Genomic DNA, 20,236 nt, shown 5'->3' with positions numbered 1-20,236 from the left:
GGGTACTGGGACGGTCTGAACAGCCGGCCGCGACGGACGCGAAACTGCCGGAGCGGTCGGCTGTGACGGTTGCCACGACCGTCTGGGCACCGGCGCGTCGCGTGCCGCGGCGCCCATGGCCGCCCTCTATGGTGGCGGCCAGGCTCAGGCCTTCCCAGGCCCTGCGATCCGCTGCCGGGAGCGGACGGAGCGTCACCACACCGAGGCAGTGGCGCTTTTCGTGTGACTCCCAAGGGTGTTCGTGTGACTCCCAGGGGTGCCGGATTGGCTTTCCCGCCGCAGGTGGGGGCAGGATGCGTCTTCGGGCGCGAGGGTCTGGCTTCGGACCCGGGTCCGGGGACCGACCGAGGACCCTGGCAGCATCGGCTTCGCCGCATCCAACGTGCGGCTTCGCCGCGTGGCACGCCTCAACGGCAAGAAGAACACGGGAGTAACAACATGAACCGCAGTGAGCTGGTGGCCGCGCTGGCCGACCGCGCCGAGGTGACCCGCAAGGACGCCGACGCCGTTCTGGCCGCGTTCGCCGAGACCGTCGGCGAGATCGTCGCCAAGGGCGACGAGAAGGTCACCATCCCCGGCTTCCTGACCTTCGAGCGCACCCACCGTGCCGCTCGCACCGCGCGCAACCCGCAGACCGGCGACCCCATCCAGATCCCCGCCGGTTACAGCGTGAAGGTGTCCGCGGGCAGCAAGCTCAAGGAAGCCGCCAAGGGCAAGTAAGGCCTACGCCGCCCGCGTCTCGGGAGGCGCACGGCAGAGCAGTACGCCAATGGGGCGGCCCCCTTCACCAGGGGCCGCCCCATCGTCGTACGCGCGGTACGGAGCCCGGGTGGTCCCGGAGTCCCGTACGTGAGCCGTCTAGCCGAGTGCCTTGCCCGGCAGCTCGACCTTCGCGCCGAGCTCCACGAGCTTCTCCATGAAGTTCTCGTAGCCGCGGTTGATCAGGTCGATGCCGTGGACGCGGGAGGTCCCCTGGGCCGCGAGGGCGGCGATCAGGTACGAGAAGCCGCCGCGCAGGTCGGGGATGACCAGGTCGGCACCCTGGAGCCTGGTGGGGCCCGAAACGACGGCCGAGTGCAGGAAGTTGCGCTGGCCGAAGCGGCAGACCGAACCGCCGAGGCACTCGCGGTAGAGCTGGATGTGCGCACCCATCTGGTTGAGCGCGGAGGTGAAGCCGAGGCGGGACTCGTACACCGTCTCATGGATGATCGACAGGCCCGTGGCCTGCGTCAGCGCCACGACCAGCGGCTGCTGCCAGTCGGTCTGGAAACCGGGGTGGACGTCCGTCTCCAGCGCGATCGACTTCAGCTGGCTGCCCGGGTGCCAGAAACGGATGCCCTCGTCGTCGATCTCGAAGGCGCCGCCGACCTTGCGGTAGGTGTTCAGGAACGTCATCATCGAGCGCTGCTGGGCGCCGCGGACGTAGATGTTGCCCTCGGTCGCCAGCGCCGCGGACGCCCACGAGGCGGCCTCCAGACGGTCCGGCAGGGCCGCGTGGGTGTAACCGCCGAGCGAGTCGACACCGGTGATCCGGATCGTCCGGTCGGTGTCCATGGCGATGATCGCGCCCATCTTCTGCAGTACGCAGATGAGGTCCTCGATCTCGGGCTCCACGGCGGCGTTGGCGAGTTCGGTGACACCCTCCGCCAGCACGGCGGTCAGCAGCACCTGCTCGGTCGCGCCCACGGACGGGTACGGCAGCTGGATCTTCGTGCCGCGCAGCCGCTGCGGGGCCTCCAGGTACTGCCCGTCCGCGCGCTTCTCGATCTTCGCGCCGAACTGCCGCAGCACCTCGAAGTGGAAGTCGATCGGCCGGCCACCGATGTCGCAGCCACCGAGACCGGGGATGAACGCGTGCCCCAGCCGGTGCAGCAGCGGGCCGCAGAAGAGGATCGGGATGCGCGACGAACCCGCGTGGGCATCGATGTCAGCGACGTTCGCGCTCTCGACGTGCGACGGGTCCATCACCAGCTCGCCCGGTTCCTCGCCCGGACGGACCGTCACGCCGTGCAGCTGGAGCAGTCCGCGCACGACCCGCACGTCACGGATGTCCGGGACGTTGCGCAGCCGGCTCGGAGCGCTGCCCAGCAGCGCCGCGACCATTGCCTTCGGTACGAGGTTCTTCGCACCGCGGACACGGATCTCGCCCTCGAGCGGGGTTCCGCCGTGGACAAGCAGTACGTCATCAGAGCCGTTGACGGTCATGAATCTCGCGTTCCGGTGAGGGGGGCAGGGCCGAAGACGTAAGCGTAATGGCCGTCCACCCCCCTTAAGTAAGCCCAAGGACCTCCCAGGTACGTCATAGCTTTGCCACAACACGAACCGTTCCTAATCGGGCACACGGGGTCACCGGTCCCGCCATGCGCCGGGCCCGCTTCTCTGCGCCCTGAGCTGCATTCACTCGCGTACCGGCATTGGCTCCCCAGACGAAGGGAAGATGCGGGATCATGTCTGGCATGACCGAGGTGTCCTCGCTCACAGGGCGACTGCTCGTGGCCACGCCCGCCCTGGCGGACCCCAACTTCGACCGTGCGGTGGTGCTGCTCCTCGACCACGACGAGGAGGGCTCCCTGGGTGTCGTCCTCAACCGGCCCACACCGGTGGACGTCAGCGACATCCTCGAAGCCTGGGCGGACTTGGCCGGCGAGCCGGGTGTCGTCTTCCAGGGCGGTCCGGTCTCGCTCGACTCGGCGCTGGGCGTCGCGGTCATCCCCGGGGACGCGGCGGGGGAGCAAGCGCCGCTGGGCTGGCGCCGGGTGCACGGCGCCATCGGACTCGTCGATCTGGAGGCCCCGCCCGAACTGCTCGCGGCCGCCCTCGGCTCCCTGCGGATCTTCGCCGGATACGCGGGCTGGGGCCCGGGCCAGCTGGAGGACGAACTCGTCGAGGGCGCCTGGTACGTCGTGGAGTCCGAGCCCGGCGACGTCTCGTCCCCGTCGCCGGAACGCCTGTGGCGCGAGGTCCTGCGCCGCCAGCGCAACGAGCTGGCGATGGTGGCGACGTATCCCGACGACCCTTCGCTCAACTGATGGGCGTGCGCTTCAGTACCCTTGGCGTCATGAGCACTCTTGAGCCTGAGACCCAGCCCCAGCGAGGTACTGGGACGGGGACCCTCGTAGAGCCGGCACCGCAGACGTCGCACGGCGACGGTGACCACGAGCGCTTCGCCCACTACGTCCAGAAGGACAAGATCATGGCGAGCGCCCTCGACGGCACGCCCGTCGTGGCCCTCTGCGGCAAGGTGTGGGTCCCGGGACGCGACCCGAAGAAGTACCCCGTGTGCCCCATGTGCAAGGAGATCTACGAGTCCATGGGCGCCGGCGGCGACAAGGACAACGGCAAGGGCGGCGGCGACAAGAAGTAACGCCTCGCGTCCGGGGGCCGGACGCGGCATGCCGCACGGACGAGCACGACCGCGGTGCCCGATGGAGGGCGCCGCGGTCTTTGTCGTACCCGGGAGCGGCGTCGGGCCGCTCCGCCGTTGCACGGAGTGCGTTCCCGGGTCACGGAGTGGTTGAGACCTCTTGTGGGCATGTTCATGTACTCCATAGCCTCCGGTGTGTTGTGCAGGGCAAAACCGCCGTTGCGCATGTTGCAACGCACCCCCACCGGAGGATGCTCGATGAAGCTCTCTGTCCGAATGGCCGCGTCCCTGGCCGCCCTTGTGGCCGCCGGTCTGACCGCCACCGCCTGCGCCCCCCAGACGTCCGACAACTCCTCCTCGGGCAAGGACGACAAGAGCGGCACCCTGCGCGTCTGGCTCTTCCAGGAGGTCAACAACGCGCCGAAGAAGAAGGTCGTCGACGCGGCCGTGGCCGACTTCGAGAAGGCTCACAACGGCGCCCAGGTGAAGGTCGAGTACATACCCGTCGAGACCCGGGCCCAGCGCATCAAGGCCGCCTTCAACGACCCCAAGAGCGCGCCCGACGTCATCGAGTACGGCAACACCGACACGGCCGGATACGTGAAGGACGGCGGACTCGCCGACGTCACCAAGGAGTTCACCGCCTGGACGGAGGCCAAGGACACCGACCCGACCGCCAGACAGTCCGTGACGGTCGACGGAAAGATCTACGGCGCCCCCTTCTTCGTCGGCGTGCGCGCCCTGTACTACCGCACGGACGTCTTCAAGGAGCTCAACCTCGAAGTGCCCAGAACGCAGGGTGAGCTGATCGACACCGCGCACGCCATCCGGGCGGCCAAGCCCGACCTGTACGGGCTCGCGGTCGGCGGCGCGTACACGTACGGCGCGATGCCCTTCATCTGGGCGAACGGCGGTGAACTCGCCCAGGGCAAGGGCGGCTCGTACGCCTCCGCCATCGACAGCGCCGACGCCCAGAAGGGCATCAAGACCTACACCTCGCTCTTCGGCGACACCAACTGTCCCGCCGCCAAGTGCGCGGGCATGGGCGGCAACGACACGGTCACCGCGTTCGCCTCGGGCAAGGCGGGCATGGCCATCGGCGGCGACTTCAGCCACGCGGCGATCGAGGCGGGCAAGGTCAAGGGCAAGTACGCCGTCGTACCGCTGCCGGGTCTGAAGGCGGGCGAGATCGCCCCGGCCTTCGCGGGCGGCAACAATGTCGGCGTGCTGAAGAGCACCTCGCACCACACGCTCGCTGTCGACCTGATGAAGCAGGTGGCGTCGAAGGAGACCCAGGGCGAACTCTTCGACGCCATGGGTTTCCTGCCGACATACACCGATGTGCGGGGCGACGTGGCCAAGAAGGAGCCGTTCGTCGAGCCCTTCGTGAAGACGCTCGCCGCGGGCGCCAAGTTCGTCCCCGCCTCGCCCGCCTGGGCGCAGATCGACGCGTCGCTCGTCCTGCCGACGATGTTCCAGGAGGTCGTCAGCGGCAAGAAGGACGTGCCGGCGGCCTCGAAGGACGCGGCGAAGAAGATGAACGACGCGTTCAGCTCCGTGGGCTGAGCGGATGGCAGCGCACGACACGCTCACCGAACGGGCCGGGGCGGCCGGGGACACGGTCGCCAAGGCCACGGCGGGTGCACGCCCGTCCCGGCGCGGACGCGGCGGCTGGACCCCCTGGCTCTATCTCGCCCCCGCCCTGGTCGTCCTCGGCGGCCTGCTCGTCTACCCCATCTACCAGCTCGGCCTGATCTCGTTCCTGGAGTACACCCAGGCGCAGGTCAGCGGCGGCGAGCCGACCACCTTCGAGGGCTTCGGCAACTACGCGGCGCTCTTCGGCGACGACCAGTTCTGGCAGGTGCTCCTCGCCACCGTGGTGTTCGCGGCCGCGTGCGTCGTGTCGACACTCGCGGTCGGCTGCGCGCTGGCCGTCCTGCTCACCCGTGTCCGCGCGCTGCCGCGACTGGCGCTGATGCTGGCGGGGCTCGGCGCCTGGGCGACGCCGGCCGTCACCGGCTCCACGGTCTGGCTGCTCCTCTTCGACCCCGACTTCGGCCCGGTCAACCGGGTCCTCGGGCTCGGCGACCACTCCTGGACGTACGGGCGCGTCAGCGCCTTCGCCCTCGTCCTCCTCGAAGTGGTCTGGTGCTCCTTCCCGTTCGTGATGGTGACGGTGTACGCGGGCATCAGGGCCGTACCGGGTGAGGTGCTCGAAGCGGCGTCCCTGGACGGCGCCTCGCAGTGGCGGATCTGGCGCTCGGTGCTGGCGCCGATGCTCCGGCCGATCCTGGTGGTCGTCACCATCCAGTCGGTCATCTGGGACTTCAAGGTCTTCACGCAGATCTACGTGATGACCAACGGAGGCGGAATCGCCGGGCAGAACCTCGTACTGAACGTGTACGCGTACCAGAAGGCGTTCGCGTCGTCGCAGTACAGCCTCGGCTCGGCGATCGGCGTGGTGATGCTGCTCATGCTGATGGCGGTCACGCTCGTGTACTTGCGTCTGCTGCGGCGGCAGGGGGAGGAACTGTGACACTCGTGCCCGCATTCGTACGGCGTCCGCGGCGGCCGTGGCGGCTGGCCGCGGAGGCCTCCGCGCTGCTGATCGCCGTGGTCGTGGCCTTTCCCCTGTACTGGATGGTGCTGAGCGCCTTCAAGCCGGCGGGGGAGATCGAGTCCAGCGAGCCGCGGCCCTGGACGCTCTCGCCGTCGCTGGATTCCTTCCGGCGCGTGTTCGGACAGCAGGAATTCGGCCGCTACTTCGTCAACAGCCTGGTGGTGGCCTGCTCGGTGGTCGTCGTCTCGGCGCTTGTCGCGTTTCTCGCGGCGACGGCGGTGACACGATTCCGCTTCCGTTTCCGGACCACCCTGCTGATCATGTTCCTCATCGCGCAGATGGTGCCGGTGGAAGCGCTGACGATCCCCCTCTTCTTCCTGATGCGGGACTTCGGCCAGCTCAACACGCTGGGCTCGCTGATCCTGCCGCACATCGCCTTCTCGCTGCCGTTCGCGATCTGGATGCTGCGGGGTTTCGTGAAGGCCGTCCCGGACGCGCTGGAAGAGGCCGCGTACATCGACGGGGCGAGCCGGGCGCGATTCCTCTGGCAGATTCTTTTCCCGCTCGTCTTCCCGGGGCTGGTGGCGACGAGCGTCTTTTCGTTCATCTCCGCCTGGAACGACTTCCTGTTCGCCAAGTCCTTCATCATCAGCGACACCTCGCAGTCCACCCTGCCGATGGCACTGCTCGTCTTCTACAAGCCCGACGAGCCGGACTGGGGCGGTGTGATGGCGGCCTCTACGGTGATGACGATTCCGGTGCTGATCTTTTTCGTACTCGTACAGCGACGACTGGTCTCCGGACTGGGCGGCGCGGTCAAGGACTGACGTGACTGATGTGATTCCGGCGCCGCGTGCCGTCGAGGGCCCGCTGCGCCGCGGTGTGTCCCTGGACGCGGACACCACGCTGTGGGCCGCGCCCGGCACGGGCACCGTGGAACGCTGGCTGCGCTCCACCCTCGGCGCCGCGCTCGGCCTGTCGCTGCCGCCCGGGCCGCAGGAGGGCGCCAACTCCGTACGGCTGCGGCTGGACGACTCGCTGGAACGGGAGGCGTACCGGCTCGACGTGGTCACCGGCGGGGGCATCGAGATCACCGGCGGCAGCGCGGCCGGCGTGTTCTGGGGCGCCCAGACCCTGCGTCAGCTCCTCGGCCCCGATGCCTTCCGGCGCGCCCCGCTCCGGCCGGGCAGCACGTACGGCATCGCGCAGCAGACCATCGAGGACGCGCCCCGCTTCCCCTGGCGCGGTCTGATGCTCGACGTCTCCCGGCACTTCATGCCCAAGGACGGCGTCCTGCGCTATCTCGACCTCCTGGCCGCGCACAAACTCAACGTCTTCCACTTCCATCTCACCGACGACCAGGGATGGCGCGTCGAGATCGAGCGGTATCCGAAACTGACGGAGGCCGGATCCTGGCGGGCGCGGACAAAATCCGGCCATCGCGCCTCGCCGCTGTGGGAGGAGAAGCCGCACGGGGGCTTCTACACGCAGGACGACATCCGCGAGATCGTCGCGTACGCGGCCGAGCGGCATATCTCGGTCGTCCCCGAAATCGACATCCCGGGCCACTCGCAGGCCGCCATCGCCGCGTATCCGGAACTGGGCAACACCGACGTCATCGACACGACCTCCCTGTCCGTCTGGGACAACTGGGGCGTATCCAAGAACGTACTCGCCCCCACTGACAACACCCTGCGGTTCTACGAGGGGGTGTTCGAGGAACTCCTCGGTCTGTTCCCGGCGGACGCGGCGCCGTTCTCGGAGTTCTTCCACATCGGTGGCGACGAGTGCGCCAAGGACCAGTGGCGGCAGTCGCCCACCGCGCAGGCCCGCATCAAGGAACTGGGGCTCGCGGACGAGGACGAGTTGCAGTCCTGGTTCATCCGGCACTTCGACAACTGGCTCTCCGCGCGCGGACGTCGGCTGATCGGCTGGGACGAGATCCTGGAGGGCGGCCTCGCGGAAGGGGCGGCCGTGTCCTCGTGGCGCGGCTACCAGGGCGGTATCACGGCCGCCCGCGCGGGCCACGACGTCGTCATGTGCCCCGAGCAGCAGGTGTACCTGGACCACCGTCAGGACGGCGGCGCGGACGAGCCGGTGCCCATCGGCTACGTACGCACCCTGGAGGATGTCTACCGCTTCGAGCCCGTACCGCCGGAGTTGTCGCCCGAGGAGGCGCGGCATGTGCTGGGCACCCAGGCCAACGTGTGGACCGAGGTGATGGAGGACCACGCGCGCGTCGACTATCAGACGTTCCCCCGGCTTGCCGCCTTCGCCGAGGTCGCCTGGAGTGCCCTGCCCGCCCCGGCCGAGCGGGACTTCGCGGACTTCGAGCGCCGGATGACCGCCCACTACAGGCGACTTGACGCCCTGGGGGTGGCCTACCGCCCGCCCACGGGCCCGCATCCGTGGCAGCGGCGGCCCGGGGTGCTCGGACGCCCGATCGAGGGGGCGCCCCCGAACGTGTGAGGGGAGTGGTGAGCGGCGTGTCCCGGGGGCCCCACCCTGGGACGGTGGTCCCACAAGACGAAAAGCGGCGCAAGGGTCACCGAAGAGTGCCAATCGGCGCGGACCGGTGATGCCGTGCGAAAACGGACCATCTCCCTGGTGAGAGGGGCGAATGCCTCCTAGCGGACCCCCGCGTCGGGGGCCGGGGAAGATGTGCCAGAGTTGCCACGTCCGCCCTGTCAGCACGTACCGTACGCGCAACACAGGTGGGACCAGGTGGGGCAGCGGGAAGGGGCAGCCGGTTTGACCACGCACACACCGCAGGCGGCGCAGGCCGTCACGCTGCCCGGCTCGCTGGACGAGGCGGTCGCGGCGCTCGCCGCCACGCCTGCCGCCGTTCCGGTCGCGGGCGGCACCGATCTCATGGCCGCGGTCAACTCCGGGCAGCTCAGGCCCGCCGCACTCGTCGGCCTCGGCCGGATCAGCGAGATCCGCGGCTGGCAGTACCAGGACGGCCACGCCCTGCTCGGCGCCGGCCTCACCCACGCGCGCATGGGGCGCCCCGACTTCGCGGCCCTCATCCCGGCGCTCGCCGCCGCCGCCCGTGCCGCGGGCCCGCCGCAGATCCGCAACGCGGGCACCCTGGGCGGCAACATCGCCTCGGCCGCCCCCACCGGGGACGCGCTGCCCGTGCTCGCCGCCCTGGAGGCCACGTTGATCATCGCGGGGCCGGGCGGAGCCCGCCGCGAGATCCCCGTGTCCCACCTGCTCGCGGGCGTGGAGATGCTCCGCGGCGGCGAACTCATCGGCTACGTGCGCGTGCCGCTGCTGCACGCCCCTCAGGTCTTCGTGAAGGCGACGGGACGCACCGGGCCGGGGCGCGCGATCGCGTCCGTGGCGCTCGTCCTCGACCCCGCCCGGCGCGGAGTGCGGTGCGCCGTCGGTGCCATAGCGCCGATGCCGCTGCGGCCTCTGGACGCCGAGCAGTGGGTCGCCTCGCTGATCGACTGGGACAACAACCGCGCCCTGGTGCCCGAGGCGCTGGGCGCCTTCGGGGACTACGTCGCCGCGGCCTGCATCCCCGACCCCCTGCCGGCCGAGGACGGTTCCGTACAACAGCTTCCGCCGGCCGTACTGCACCTGCGGCGCACCGTCGCCGCGCTGGCCCGACGAGCACTGGGGAGGGCACTGTCGTGACCGACGACCAGCACGGAGAGGGCGCCCCCCGCGGCGGCACCCACGGAGCCTGGGAGCGGCTGCCGCAAGGGGACTACGACGACGGCGCCACGGCTTTCGTCAAGCTCCCCGAAGGGGGCATCGACGCCCTCCTGGCGGACCGGGACAGCCCGCTCGCGGCGCCCGGCCACGGCTATGTGCCCCCGCAGATAACGGTCGCGCCCGCCTCCTCCGCGGGCACCGACCCGGCGGCCACCGGCAGCTGGGCCGTGCCGGCCGAGGGCGTCCAGTGGCCGGACCCGAACGGGGCGGCCGGGGAAGCGGCCCCCGACGGTTTCGGGTACCAGCAGGGAGCCACCGGGCAGTGGACCTTCGCGGACGCGGACGGATCGCACGCCTCCGGGGGGTCGCACGCGCCCGGCGGCGCCTACGGGCAGGGTGCCTCCGGTCATGACGTCACCGGACAGTGGTCGATTCCGGTGGCCAACGGTGATCTTCCGGACGAATCGGGCGAGTTCACCACTTCGGCACTGGTCGAGCAGTGGGGCGGCACCCCTCCGGCCACCCTCCCCGGAGGCGCGGCCGCGCCCTGGGCGACGGAGACCATCGGGCAGCCCTGGTCAGCCGGGCCGGAGCGGCACCCCGACGCGCCTTCGGACGGGCACGCCGGTGCGCCCGCGGGGCTGCCCGGCCGGCTGCCCAACGGCGCGGGCGGCGGACGGGCCACAGGGCCGTCTGACGGCGCGTACGCGGACGCGACGGCGCAAGCGGCCCAGGAGGCCTCCGAGCGCGTCCACGGGGCCGCTGAGGCCGCTGAGGCGGCCGGCGCGGAGCCCGACGGGTACGGCCCCGGAGCGGACGATCACGACGGATACGACTCCGGAACGGACGAGCCCGACGCGTACGACGCAACGGACGAGGCCGACGGATACGACTCCGGAACGGACGAGCCTGCCGACGACGGTGACGAAGCCGGTCAGGCCGCCGAACCCGACGCGGCCGCGGCCGAGTTCCCCGAGGACACCCCGGAGGACGAGAACGCCGCGCACCCGGCCGCCGCGCACAACGAACACCCCATGGCGTCGTACGTCCTGCGGGTGAACGGCGCCGACCGCCCGGTCACCGACGCCTGGATCGGCGAATCGCTGCTCTACGTCCTGCGCGAGCGACTCGGTCTCGCCGGCGCCAAGGACGGCTGCTCGCAGGGCGAGTGCGGCGCGTGCAACGTGCAGGTCGACGGGCGGCTCGTGGCGTCCTGCCTGGTGCCCGCCGTCACCGCCGCCGGCAGCGAGGTGCGCACCGTCGAGGGCCTGGCCACCGAGGGACAGCCCTCGGACGTGCAGCGGGCGCTCGCCAAGTGCGGCGCGGTCCAGTGCGGTTTCTGCGTACCGGGCATGGCCATGACCGTGCACGACCTGCTGGAGGGCAACCCCGCGCCGACCGAGCTGGAGACCCGCCAGGCACTGTGCGGCAACCTCTGCCGCTGCTCGGGCTACCGCGGCGTCCTGAACGCCGTACGCGAGGTCGTCGCCGAACGCGAGGCGCACCACGCGGCCGCAGACCCGGCGGCCGACGGCGACGAGGCACGTATTCCCCACCAGGCGGGCCCGGGCGCCGGTGGCGTCAACCCCTCCGCGTTCGATTCCCCAGGTCCGCACGACCAGCCGTACGGCCAGGACGGAGGCCAGGCGTGAACAACGAAGCCGCCACCGCGACCACCCAGGTGGCCGCACCCGCCCCCGAACCGCTCCCGCACGGCCTGGGCGTGTCCCTGCCGTCCGCGGAGGCCCGCGCCAAGACGGAGGGCACCTTCCCCTACGCCGCGGACCTGTGGGCCGAGGGCCTGCTGTGGGCCGCCGTGCTCAGGTCGCCCCACCCGCACGCGCGCATCGTGTCCATCGACACCACCCACGCGCGCGAGATGCCCGGCGTCCACGCCGTCGTCACCCACGAGGACGTGCCGGGCGCCGCGCTGCACGGCCGCGGCAAGCCCGACCGCCCGGTGTTCGCCTCCGAGGTCGTACGCCACCACGGGGAGCCCATCGCGGCCGTCGCCGCCGATCACCCGGACACCGCGCGCATGGCCGCCGCCGCCGTCATCGTCGAGTACGACGTCCTCGAACCGGTGACCGACCCGGAGCAGGCCTTCGAGGCCGAGCCGCTCCACCCCGACGGCAACCTGATCCGCCACATCCCGCTGCGCCACGGCGACCCCGACGCGGCCGCCGAGGTCGTCGTCGAGGGCCTGTACCGCATCGGCCGCCAGGATCCGGCCCCCATCGGCGCCGAGGCCGGCCTCGCCGTGCCCCGCCCCGACGGCGGAGTCGAGCTCTACGTGGCGTCCACCGACCCGCACACCGACCGCGACACGGCCGCCGCCTGCTACGGACTTGAGCCCGAGCGCGTGAAGGTCGTCGTCACCGGTGTCCCCGGCGCCACCGCGGACCGCGAGGACCAGGGCATCCAACTCCCGCTCGGACTGCTGGCGCTGAAGACCGGCTGCCCGGTGAAACTCACCGCCACGCGCGAGGAGTCCTTCCTGGGCCATGCCCACCGGCACCCCACGCTGCTGCGCTACCGCCACCACGCGGACACCGACGGCAGGCTGGTGAAGGTCGAGGCGCAGATCCTGCTGGACGCGGGAGCCTACGCCGACACGTCCTCCGAAGCGCTCGCCGCCGCCGTCTCCTTCGCCTGCGGCCCGTACGTGGTCCCCAACGCCTTCATCGAGGGCTGGGCCGTACGCACCAACAACCCGCCCTCCGGCCATGTGCGCGGCGAGGGTGCCATGCAGGTGTGCGCCGCCTACGAGGCGCAGATGGACAAGCTCGCCAAGAAGCTCGGCGTCGACCCGGCGGAGCTGCGGCTGCGCAACGTGATGTCCACCGGCGACATCCTGCCGACCGGACAGACGGTGACGTGCCCGGCTCCGGTCGCCGAACTCCTCCAGGCGGTACGGGACTTCCCGCTGCCCGCCCTCCCCAAGGACACCCCCGAGGACGAGTGGCTGCTCCCGGGCGGCCCCGAGGGCGCGGGCGAGCCCGGCGCCGTGCGCCGTGGTGTCGGCTACGGCCTCGGCATGGTCCACATGCTCGGCGCCGAGGGCGCGGACGAGGTCTCGACGGCCACGGTCAAGGTCCACGACGGCGTCGCCACCGTGCTGTGCGCGGCCGTGGAGACCGGCCAGGGCTTTGCCACGCTGGCCCGGCAGATCGTCCAGGAGACGCTCGGCATCGACGAGGTGCTCGTGGCGCCGGTCGACACGGACCAGCCCCCGGCGGGCGCGAGCTGCCGCGGCCGGCACACATGGGTGTCCGGCGGCGCGGTCGAACGGGCCGCCAAGATGGTGCGTACGCAGCTGTTGCAGCCCCTGGCGCACAAGTTCGGCATGTCCACGGAGCTGCTCCAGATCACCGACGGCAAGATCACCTCGTACGACGGTGTGCTCTCGACGACCGTCACCGAGGCGATGGACGGCAAGGAACTGTGGGCCACCGCCCAGTGCCGCCCGCACCCGACCGAGCCGCTGGACGCCGCGGGCCAGGGCGACGCCTTCGTGGGCCTCGCGTTCTGCGCGATCCGCGCGGTGGTGGACGTCGACATCGAGCTGGGCTCGGTCAGAGTCGTGGAACTCGCACTGGCCCAGGACGTGGGCCGGGTGCTCAACCCCGCCCAGCTGGCGGCCCGGATCGAGGCGGGCGTCACCCAGGGCGTCGGCGCGGCGCTCACCGAGAACCTGCGCACCGCGCGGGGCCTGGTCCGCCACCCCGACCTCACCGGCTACGCCCTGCCGACCGCCCTCGACACACCCGACATCCGCATCGTCAAGCTCGTCGAGGAGCGCGACGTCGTCGCTCCCTTCGGCGCGAAGGCGGTCAGCGCGGTGCCGGTCGTGACGTCCCCGGCGGCCATCGCCTCGGCCGTCCGCGCGGCGACCGGCCGCCCGGTCAACCGACTGCCGATCCGCCCGCAGGCGGCGGTGGTGACGGCCCCGTGAGCACGGACGCCACGCGCGAGCCGGCCGAACCCGACTCCGCCGCGCGGGAGTCCGCTGTGCGGGAGTCCGCTCCGGAGGAGCCCCGTTACGAGCCCGCGCCGAGCGTCGGCAGGCTGATGCTGGTCCTGCTGGTGTTCGTCGTGGCCGCGGTGGTGGTCGTGGCGGGCGGCGTGTACTTCACCTGAGCCGGCGGTGCGCTTCTCATGGACGGTGTGGTCCTCATCACCGGTGTCATGGCCGCCGGGAAATCGACGGTCGCTCAGGCGCTCGCGGAGCGGCTGCCCAGGGCCGCGCACGTACGCGGTGACGTGTTCCGGCGGATGATCGTGTCCGGACGGGCCGACTACGCGCCCGGGAGCGGCGCAGGGGACGCCGGTTCCGGAGCCGAGGACCGACTCCGGCTGCGGTACGGCCTGTCGGCGGCCACCGCGGACGCGTACGCACAAGCCGGCTACACGGCCGTCGTGCAGGACGTGGTGCTCGGCGAGAACCTGAGGACGTACGTCGGACTGGTGCGCACGCGGCCCCTGTACGTCGTTGTCCTGGCCCCGCGTGCCGACGCCGTCGCGGCGCGCGAGGCGGCGCGGGCGAAGACCGGTTACGGGGCGTGGACGGTCGAGGAGCTCGACCACGAACTGCGCTCGGCGACCCCGCGTATCGGGCTGTGGCTGGACAGTTCCGAACTGGACGTGGCCCGGACGGTGGACGCGATTCTGGCGGGCCGCGAGCAGGCCCGGGTGGCGTGAGATCCGGTGTTCCCGCGGTGTGCGGGGGCCGTACCTGTGCGTTTCCGGTGTTGTCAGTGGTGCGGCGTATGGTTCTGCTCAATGGGGAACCGCCGCTGGGCAGTGGGGTGTTCCTCCTTCCGGGGGGAAGCACGAATGCGTTCATATGCGCGGGGGAGCCATGAGCACGACTGACACCGATGTCGGTGGCACGATCACACTGACCGACGACGAACTGGACCCGTACGTCACGCACGCGGAGACGCGACACCGCCTGACCGGACCCGGACTGCCGTGCGGGGGCTCGCTGTTGGGGTTCGGCGTGCTGCGGGATGCCGCGCCGCGCCGGGTGGCGGACCTGGTGGACGCCATCGACAAGCTCGCCGAGGAGCTCCGGGACCAGCTGGTCATAGGGACCCTCCGGACGTACGACAGGGACCTGGAGTCGATCGTCCTGGACGGGACGACGGGCGAGATCCGCACCACGCGCCTGGACCGCGTCCCCGGCCTCACGGGCCTCGCTCCGCTGGCTCCCTCGCTGGAGGCGCTGCTGCGGTTCGCGGCGGCCACGGAGGAACTGGCGGCGGCGCGCGGGGAGTTCGCCTCGCTCGGCGGGCGCTTCGGGCCGAAGGCCGTCACGGAGGCGTCCGAGAGGCTCTCCGCCGTCTTCGAGAAGGGCACCGAAGGCGCCGTCCCGCCGTACTGGCGGATGGCCGCGGTGATCCGCCCGCTCGCCCGGATCGCGGGCCCCGGGACGGGCCTGCTCCTCGACCTGCCGCCGCGTCTGCTGGAGGAGGAGTTCGGCTCCGGCGAGATCATGCGCTTCGAGGAGGTCGACTTCCCGGCGTCGCTGACGCACGAGCCGAGTCGCCGCTTCCTCCGTGAAACGGGACTCCCGGAGGACGGTTTCATGTTCCAGCTCGACACCGAGGTGCCACTGCCGACCCTCGCCGAGTACTACGCCGACGAGCGCCCCGGTGACTTCACCGACGACGACCTCCCGGACGACGCGCGCCGGCTGATACGCCTCGGACACCTCATGGAGGACACCAGCCTGGTGGTCGACGGCGGCACGGGCACGGTCCTCGCCTGGAGCGAGCCCGACTTCACCCTGCGCCCGCTCAACGCCGACCTCTCCACCCTGGCGTTCACCGTCTGGCTCCTCCACCGCGAGAAGTCGCTCGACGCCACCCATGACCTCACGGCCGCCTACGGTCAACTGGCCGCCACCATGACCCAGACCCTCGCCACGGTCGACCCCCTCGCCTGCGACCCGGCCCCGGCCTTCCCCACCGACGACGGCCGCCGCCACTGGCCGGAGACCTTCGCGGATCAGGCGGGCGGGGTGCTGTACGCGTAGCGGGGGCTGCAGCCCACCAGGAGAGGTACTCGTCGGAGGTGTGTCATGCAGTACGCCGGAGCGGCCGTCTCGCTGGTGGCCCTTACGCTCAGCGTTTTCTCACTGCTGGAACGCAGGAGACTCGACAAACGAGACCTCCTGCTGAAGCTGCATGAAATCTTGATCTCACCCGAACTCCAAGCGGGTAGGCGTCTGCTCTTCAATCTCGACCGACCGGTGTCCGAGCTCAGCGAAGCCGAGTACGCGAGCGCGAACAGGGCGCTCGCCACCCTGGATGTCGCCGGTTATTACTGCGCCAAAAAATACGTCAGGGAAAATGACTTTCTCGAATTGTGGGATACGGCCTTGAGCAAGCTGCAAGTGAAGGCTGCGCCGTTCCTCGACCACCGCGACGCCGAGAGGGCAGACGGCACCCAGGTGTGGTCCCACTATCGGCAGCTCGCCGCACGGGCTACGTCTCGCGTCAACGCCAACTGAAGCGGACGGCTTGCGGACTCGGAGAGGCACGGGCAAGAGCGGCAAAAGGTACATCATTGAGGTGCCGAGTGCTGTTGAGGTTCAGGCCTTGCTCTCCATCTGGTGGGGCCAACTGAGGCGGACTGAGTCAACTGAGGCGGGAACTGAGACGGACGGGCAAAGGGCGGCACCCCTGAAGGGGTGCCGCCCTTTGTTTTGCCTGGTCAGGCGTTGGAGGCCGTGGCGGGAATCGAACCCACGTAACTCGCTTTGCAGGCGAGTCCCTAAACCACTCGGGCACACGGCCGGGCCGGGAGCGATGTGCTGTTCCGGACTCGGTGTACCGACCGTAGGCGGACGGGGCGCGGGGCTCAAGAGGGGCGCGGGTCGTGCAACGGGACTGCCATACGGTGTTCATGAAGGGCGTCGTACGAAGGGCGTTGTACGGCCCGGGACGCGTCGTGTGACCCAGGAATGCGTCGGCCGACCAGAACGCGTCCCTATGGGCCGGCGGCGGGGGCGTACGACCAAGGTCGCAGGTGATCACGGACTTCTGACAGGGGTCAAACAGGGCTACGCCTCTTACTCTGGCGTGCATGAGCACCCTGGACCCGAGTGACGACGGCGTCACCGTCACCCCGACCGTGCATCCGGAGGCCGCTGAATCGACCGTCCCGCCGGAGGCCGCCGAGGCGACCGGGAAGGACGGGACCGGCGGCGGAGTGCTGAGCCGTGATCACCGGGCCCTGAGCATCGGCATCGTCTCCGTCGTGCTGCTGATCGCCTTCGAGGCGACGGCGGTCAGCACGGCCATGCCGGTCGCGGCCCGCGAGCTCCACGGTGTCGCCCTCTACGCCTTCGCCTTCTCGGGGTACTTCACGACGAGCCTCTTCGGGATGGTGCTCGCCGGCCAGTGGTCCGACCGGGCCGGCCCGCTGGGCCCGCTGGCCACCGGGATCGGTGCCTTCGCGGCGGGCCTGCTGCTGGCCGGTACGGCCGGAGCCATGTGGATGTTCGTCCTCGGCCGTGCGGTGCAGGGGCTCGGCGGCGGTCTGGTGATCGTCGCGCTCTACGTGGTCGTGGGCCGCGCCTACCCGCAGCGGTTGCGGCCGGCCATCATGGCGGCGTTCGCGGCGGGCTGGGTGGTCCCGTCCGTGGTCGGACCGCTCGCCGCGGGCGCGGTGACCGAACACCTCGGCTGGCGCTGGGTGTTCATCGGGATACCCGTCCTGGTCGTCTTCCCGCTGGCGCTCGCCCTGCCGCAGATACGGCGCCGGGCGGCCGGCCCGGCCGACGGCACCGTCCCCGCTCCCTTCGACCGTCGACGTATCCGGCTGGCGCTCGCCATTTCGCTCGGCGCGGGGCTCCTCCAGTACGCAGCCCAGGACCTGCGTCCGCTCGCGCTTCTCCCGGGCGCCGTGGGAGCCGCCCTGCTGGTGCCGGCCGTCCTCGGCCTCCTGCCGCCGGGCACCCACCGGGCGGCCCGCGGGCTGCCGTCCGTCGTGTTGTTGCGCGGCGTCGCCGCGGGCTCGTTCATTGCCGCCGAATCCTTCGTACCGCTGATGCTCGTCACCCAGCGGGGGCTGTCGCCGACGCTCGCCGGGTTCTCGCTGGCGGCCGGCGGCGGGACCTGGGCGCTGGGCTCCCTCGTGCAGTCCCGGCCGCGCGTGGAGCCGTACCGGGAACGGCTGATGTTCCTAGGGATGCTGCTCGTGGCGGCCGCCATCGCCACCGCTCCCAGCGTGCTGATCTCCTCCGTGCCGGTGTGGACCGTCGCCGTCGCCTGGGGGTTCGGCTGCTTCGGAATGGGGCTGGTGACCGCCTCCACCAGCGTGCTGCTGCTCCAGCTCTCCGCGCCCAAGGACGCCGGCGCCAACTCCGCCGCTCTCCAGATCTCCGACGGTCTCTCGAACGTCCTCCTCCTTGCCGCGGGCGGCGCCGCCTTCGCCGCGCTGGGCGGCGGGGCGGTCTCCCACACCGCCACCGACTCCACGGGCTCCCACCCGGCGGCCTTCGCGGCCGTCTTCCTGCCGATGGCCGGGGTGGCGCTGGTGGGTGCCTGGGTGACCACGCGGGTTCGGGAGCGGTGATCCGAAAAGAGAGCGGTGCTCACGGTCGAGAACGGCGCTCCCGACAGACATCCGCGCCCCGACGGTGAGCGCGGGCTGTGACCTGAGTCCCATCCACGGGTGACCCCGCGTCGTCCGCCCGTTGACACGTCCGGGGCGCCGGTAGGGTGGCCCGGTTGTCATACGTAGCCGAGCCGCCCGCCCGTCTCCCATCGCCGCCCACCCGAGGCGTTGCGTGCGGCCCTTGATTCGACCACCCACGGAGACCGTGACTACCACCGCCGCCAGTGCCTCCTCCTCGCACCACCTCTCACCCGCCTTCCCCGGCCGGGCCCCCTGGGGTACCGCCAACAAGCTGCGCGCCTGGCAGCAGAGGGCGATGGAGAGGTACCTCCAGGAGCAGCCGCGCGATTTCCTGGCCGTCGCCACACCCGGCGCCGGCAAGACGACCTTCGCGCTGACGCTCGCGTCCTGGCTGTTGCACCACCACGTCGTGCAACAGGTGACCGTGGTCGCGCCGACCGAGCATCTGAAGAAGCAGTGGGCGGAGGCGGCCGCGCGGATAGGGATCAAGCTCGACCCCGAGTACAGCGCGGGCCCGCTCGGCAAGGACTACCAGGGCATCGCCGTGACGTATGCCGGTGTCGGCGTGCGGCCCATGCTGCACCGCAACCGCGTGGAGCAGCGCAAGACCCTGGTCATCCTCGACGAGATCCATCACGCCGGTGACTCCAAGTCCTGGGGCGAGGCCTGCCTGGAGGCGTTCGAGCCCGCCACCCGCCGGCTCGCGCTCACCGGTACGCCGTTCCGTTCCGACACCAACCCCATCCCCTTCGTGGCGTACGAAGAGGGGAACGACGGGATCCGGCGGTCCGCGGCCGACTACACGTACGGCTACGGCAGCGCGCTGGGCGACGGGGTCGTGCGGCCCGTCATCTTCCTCTCCTACAGCGGCAACATGCGGTGGCGTACGAAGGCGGGCGACGAGATCGCCGCGCGGCTCGGCGAGCCGATGACCAAGGACGCCATCTCGCAGGCCTGGCGCACCGCACTCGACGCGCGCGGTGAGTGGATGCCGAGCGTGCTGCGCGCCGCCGACCAGCGGCTGACCGAGGTCCGCAAGGCGATCCCGGACGCGGGCGCCCTGGTCATCGCCTCCGACCAGGACTCGGCGCGCGCGTACGCCAAACTCATCCGCGAGATCACCGGTACGAAGGCGACGCTGGTGCTGTCCGACGACACGGGCGCGTCCAACCGGATCGACGAGTTCAGCGAGAGCAACGACCGGTGGATGGTCGCCGTCCGCATGGTGTCCGAGGGCGTCGACGTGCCCCGGCTCGCCGTCGGGGTGTACGCGACCACCATCTCCACGCCCCTCTTCTTCGCGCAGGCCGTGGGCCGTTTCGTACGGTCCCGGCGCCGCGGCGAGACCGCCTCCGTCTTTCTGCCGACCGTCCCCGACCTCCTCACCTTCGCCAACGAGATGGAGGTCGAGCGCGATCACGTCCTCGACAAGCCCAAGAAGGACGGCGAGGAGGACCCGTACGCCGAGGAGGACAAGCTTCTCGAGGAGGCCGAGAAGCAGCAGGACGAGGACACCGGCGACGACATGCTGCCCTTCGAGGCGCTGGAGTCCGACGCCGTCTTCGACCGGGTGCTCTACGACGGCGCCGAGTTCGGGATGCAGGCCCATCCGGGCAGCGAGGAGGAGCAGGACTACCTCGGCATCCCCGGACTCCTCGAACCCGATCAGGTCCAGCTCCTGCTGCAGAAGCGGCAGGCCCGGCAGATCGCGCACAGCCGCAAGAAGCCGGACGACGAGGCCGACCTCCTCGAACTCCCCGCCGAGCGGCGGCCGGTCGTCTCCCACAAGGAGATGCTCGAACTGCGCAAGCAGCTCAACACCATGGTCGGCGCGTACGTCCACCAGACCGGCAAGCCGCACGGCGTGATCCACACCGAGCTGCGGCGCGTGTGCGGCGGCCCGCCGAGTGCGGAGGCCACGGCGGGGCAGTTGCGGCAGCGGATCGCCAAGGTGCAGGAGTGGGCCACGCGGATGAAGTGACTCCGCGGGCTCCGGT

The 20,236-nt window shown here is 71.0% G+C and carries 17 protein-coding genes and 1 tRNA gene; 16 read left to right on the top strand and 2 right to left on the bottom strand.

The window, feature by feature from the left end:
* The first annotated feature begins 438 nt into the window (after positions 1–438).
* Entirely contained in the window at positions 439–720 is a 282-nt protein-coding gene (locus ACFWM2_RS27225) for an HU family DNA-binding protein (RefSeq protein ID WP_007382399.1), read from the top strand.
* 138 nt (positions 721–858) lie between these two features.
* Here ACFWM2_RS27225 and murA read toward each other — a convergent pair whose 3' ends face one another.
* Positions 859–2,205, bottom strand: coding sequence for a UDP-N-acetylglucosamine 1-carboxyvinyltransferase (gene murA, locus ACFWM2_RS27220; RefSeq protein WP_383285162.1), 1,347 nt, complete (start codon positions 2,203–2,205; stop codon positions 859–861).
* Between the two features lie 251 nt (positions 2,206–2,456).
* Between murA and ACFWM2_RS27215 the strand changes: the two genes are divergently transcribed.
* The 13 genes from ACFWM2_RS27215 to ACFWM2_RS27155 all read left to right on the top strand — a co-directional run bounded on the left by ACFWM2_RS27215 (position 2,457) and on the right by ACFWM2_RS27155 (position 16,107).
* On the top strand, positions 2,457–3,029 hold the full coding sequence (locus ACFWM2_RS27215) for a YqgE/AlgH family protein (protein WP_383285159.1): 573 nt from the start codon (positions 2,457–2,459) through the stop codon (positions 3,027–3,029).
* Between the two features lie 29 nt (positions 3,030–3,058).
* The gene (locus ACFWM2_RS27210) at positions 3,059–3,364 is read left to right on the top strand and encodes a DUF3039 domain-containing protein (RefSeq protein ID WP_383285156.1); all 306 of its coding nucleotides are present in this window, start codon (positions 3,059–3,061) and stop codon (positions 3,362–3,364) included.
* A 258-nt stretch (positions 3,365–3,622) separates the two neighbouring features.
* Positions 3,623–4,930, top strand: a complete 1,308-nt coding sequence (locus tag ACFWM2_RS27205) for an extracellular solute-binding protein (protein WP_383285153.1) — start codon at positions 3,623–3,625, stop codon at positions 4,928–4,930.
* Positions 4,931–4,934: 4 nt separating this feature from the next.
* The gene (locus ACFWM2_RS27200; RefSeq protein WP_383285150.1) at positions 4,935–5,900 is read left to right on the top strand and encodes a carbohydrate ABC transporter permease; all 966 of its coding nucleotides are present in this window, start codon (positions 4,935–4,937) and stop codon (positions 5,898–5,900) included.
* Between the two features lie 5 nt (positions 5,901–5,905).
* The gene (locus tag ACFWM2_RS27195) at positions 5,906–6,751 is read left to right on the top strand and encodes a carbohydrate ABC transporter permease (protein ID WP_383285147.1); all 846 of its coding nucleotides are present in this window, start codon (positions 5,906–5,908) and stop codon (positions 6,749–6,751) included.
* 1 nt (position 6,752) lies between these two features.
* Entirely contained in the window at positions 6,753–8,393 is a 1,641-nt protein-coding gene (locus ACFWM2_RS27190; RefSeq protein WP_383285144.1) for a beta-N-acetylhexosaminidase, read from the top strand.
* A gap of 282 nt (positions 8,394–8,675) precedes the next feature.
* A complete protein-coding gene (locus ACFWM2_RS27185; protein ID WP_383285141.1) occupies positions 8,676–9,569 on the top strand; it encodes an FAD binding domain-containing protein in 894 nt (297 codons plus the stop codon).
* Entirely contained in the window at positions 9,566–11,242 is a 1,677-nt protein-coding gene (locus ACFWM2_RS27180) for a 2Fe-2S iron-sulfur cluster-binding protein (RefSeq protein ID WP_383285138.1), read from the top strand. Before ACFWM2_RS27185 ends, ACFWM2_RS27180 begins: the two co-directional genes overlap by 4 nt.
* Positions 11,239–13,545: a xanthine dehydrogenase family protein molybdopterin-binding subunit gene (locus tag ACFWM2_RS27175; protein WP_383285135.1), complete on the top strand. Its 2,307-nt coding sequence runs from the start codon at positions 11,239–11,241 to the stop codon at positions 13,543–13,545. The genes ACFWM2_RS27180 and ACFWM2_RS27175 overlap by 4 nt, the downstream gene beginning before the upstream one ends.
* Complete coding sequence (locus ACFWM2_RS27170; protein WP_383285132.1) at positions 13,542–13,730, top strand: hypothetical protein; 189 nt, start codon at positions 13,542–13,544, stop codon at positions 13,728–13,730. Before ACFWM2_RS27175 ends, ACFWM2_RS27170 begins: the two co-directional genes overlap by 4 nt.
* 18 nt (positions 13,731–13,748) lie before the next feature.
* Positions 13,749–14,291, top strand: coding sequence for an AAA family ATPase (locus tag ACFWM2_RS27165; RefSeq protein WP_383285129.1), 543 nt, complete (start codon positions 13,749–13,751; stop codon positions 14,289–14,291).
* Positions 14,292–14,451: 160 nt separating this feature from the next.
* Positions 14,452–15,630 carry an SUKH-4 family immunity protein gene (locus ACFWM2_RS27160; RefSeq protein WP_383285126.1) on the top strand — a complete coding sequence of 393 codons (1,179 nt, stop codon included), beginning with the start codon at positions 14,452–14,454 and terminating at the stop codon, positions 15,628–15,630.
* A 45-nt stretch (positions 15,631–15,675) separates the two neighbouring features.
* On the top strand, positions 15,676–16,107 hold the full coding sequence (locus tag ACFWM2_RS27155; protein WP_383285123.1) for a hypothetical protein: 432 nt from the start codon (positions 15,676–15,678) through the stop codon (positions 16,105–16,107).
* Between the two features lie 211 nt (positions 16,108–16,318).
* On the opposite strand, the gene ACFWM2_RS27150 is transcribed toward ACFWM2_RS27155, so the two are convergent.
* A tRNA-Cys gene (locus ACFWM2_RS27150) sits at positions 16,319–16,393 on the bottom strand.
* A 289-nt stretch (positions 16,394–16,682) separates the two neighbouring features.
* On the opposite strand from ACFWM2_RS27150, the gene ACFWM2_RS27145 reads away from it, so the two are divergent.
* Entirely contained in the window at positions 16,683–18,176 is a 1,494-nt protein-coding gene (locus tag ACFWM2_RS27145) for an MFS transporter (RefSeq protein WP_383285120.1), read from the top strand.
* Positions 18,177–18,423: 247 nt separating this feature from the next.
* Complete coding sequence (locus ACFWM2_RS27140; RefSeq protein WP_383285117.1) at positions 18,424–20,220, top strand: DEAD/DEAH box helicase; 1,797 nt, start codon at positions 18,424–18,426, stop codon at positions 20,218–20,220.
* The last annotated feature ends 16 nt before the right edge of the window (positions 20,221–20,236 follow it).

The sequence above is a fragment of the Streptomyces sp. NPDC058371 genome (genome assembly GCF_042723265.1).
GTDB lineage: Bacteria > Actinomycetota > Actinomycetes > Streptomycetales > Streptomycetaceae > Streptomyces.
The sequence above is the reverse complement of the archived record's forward strand: the minus strand, read 5'-3'. Positions and strand labels throughout refer to the sequence as shown.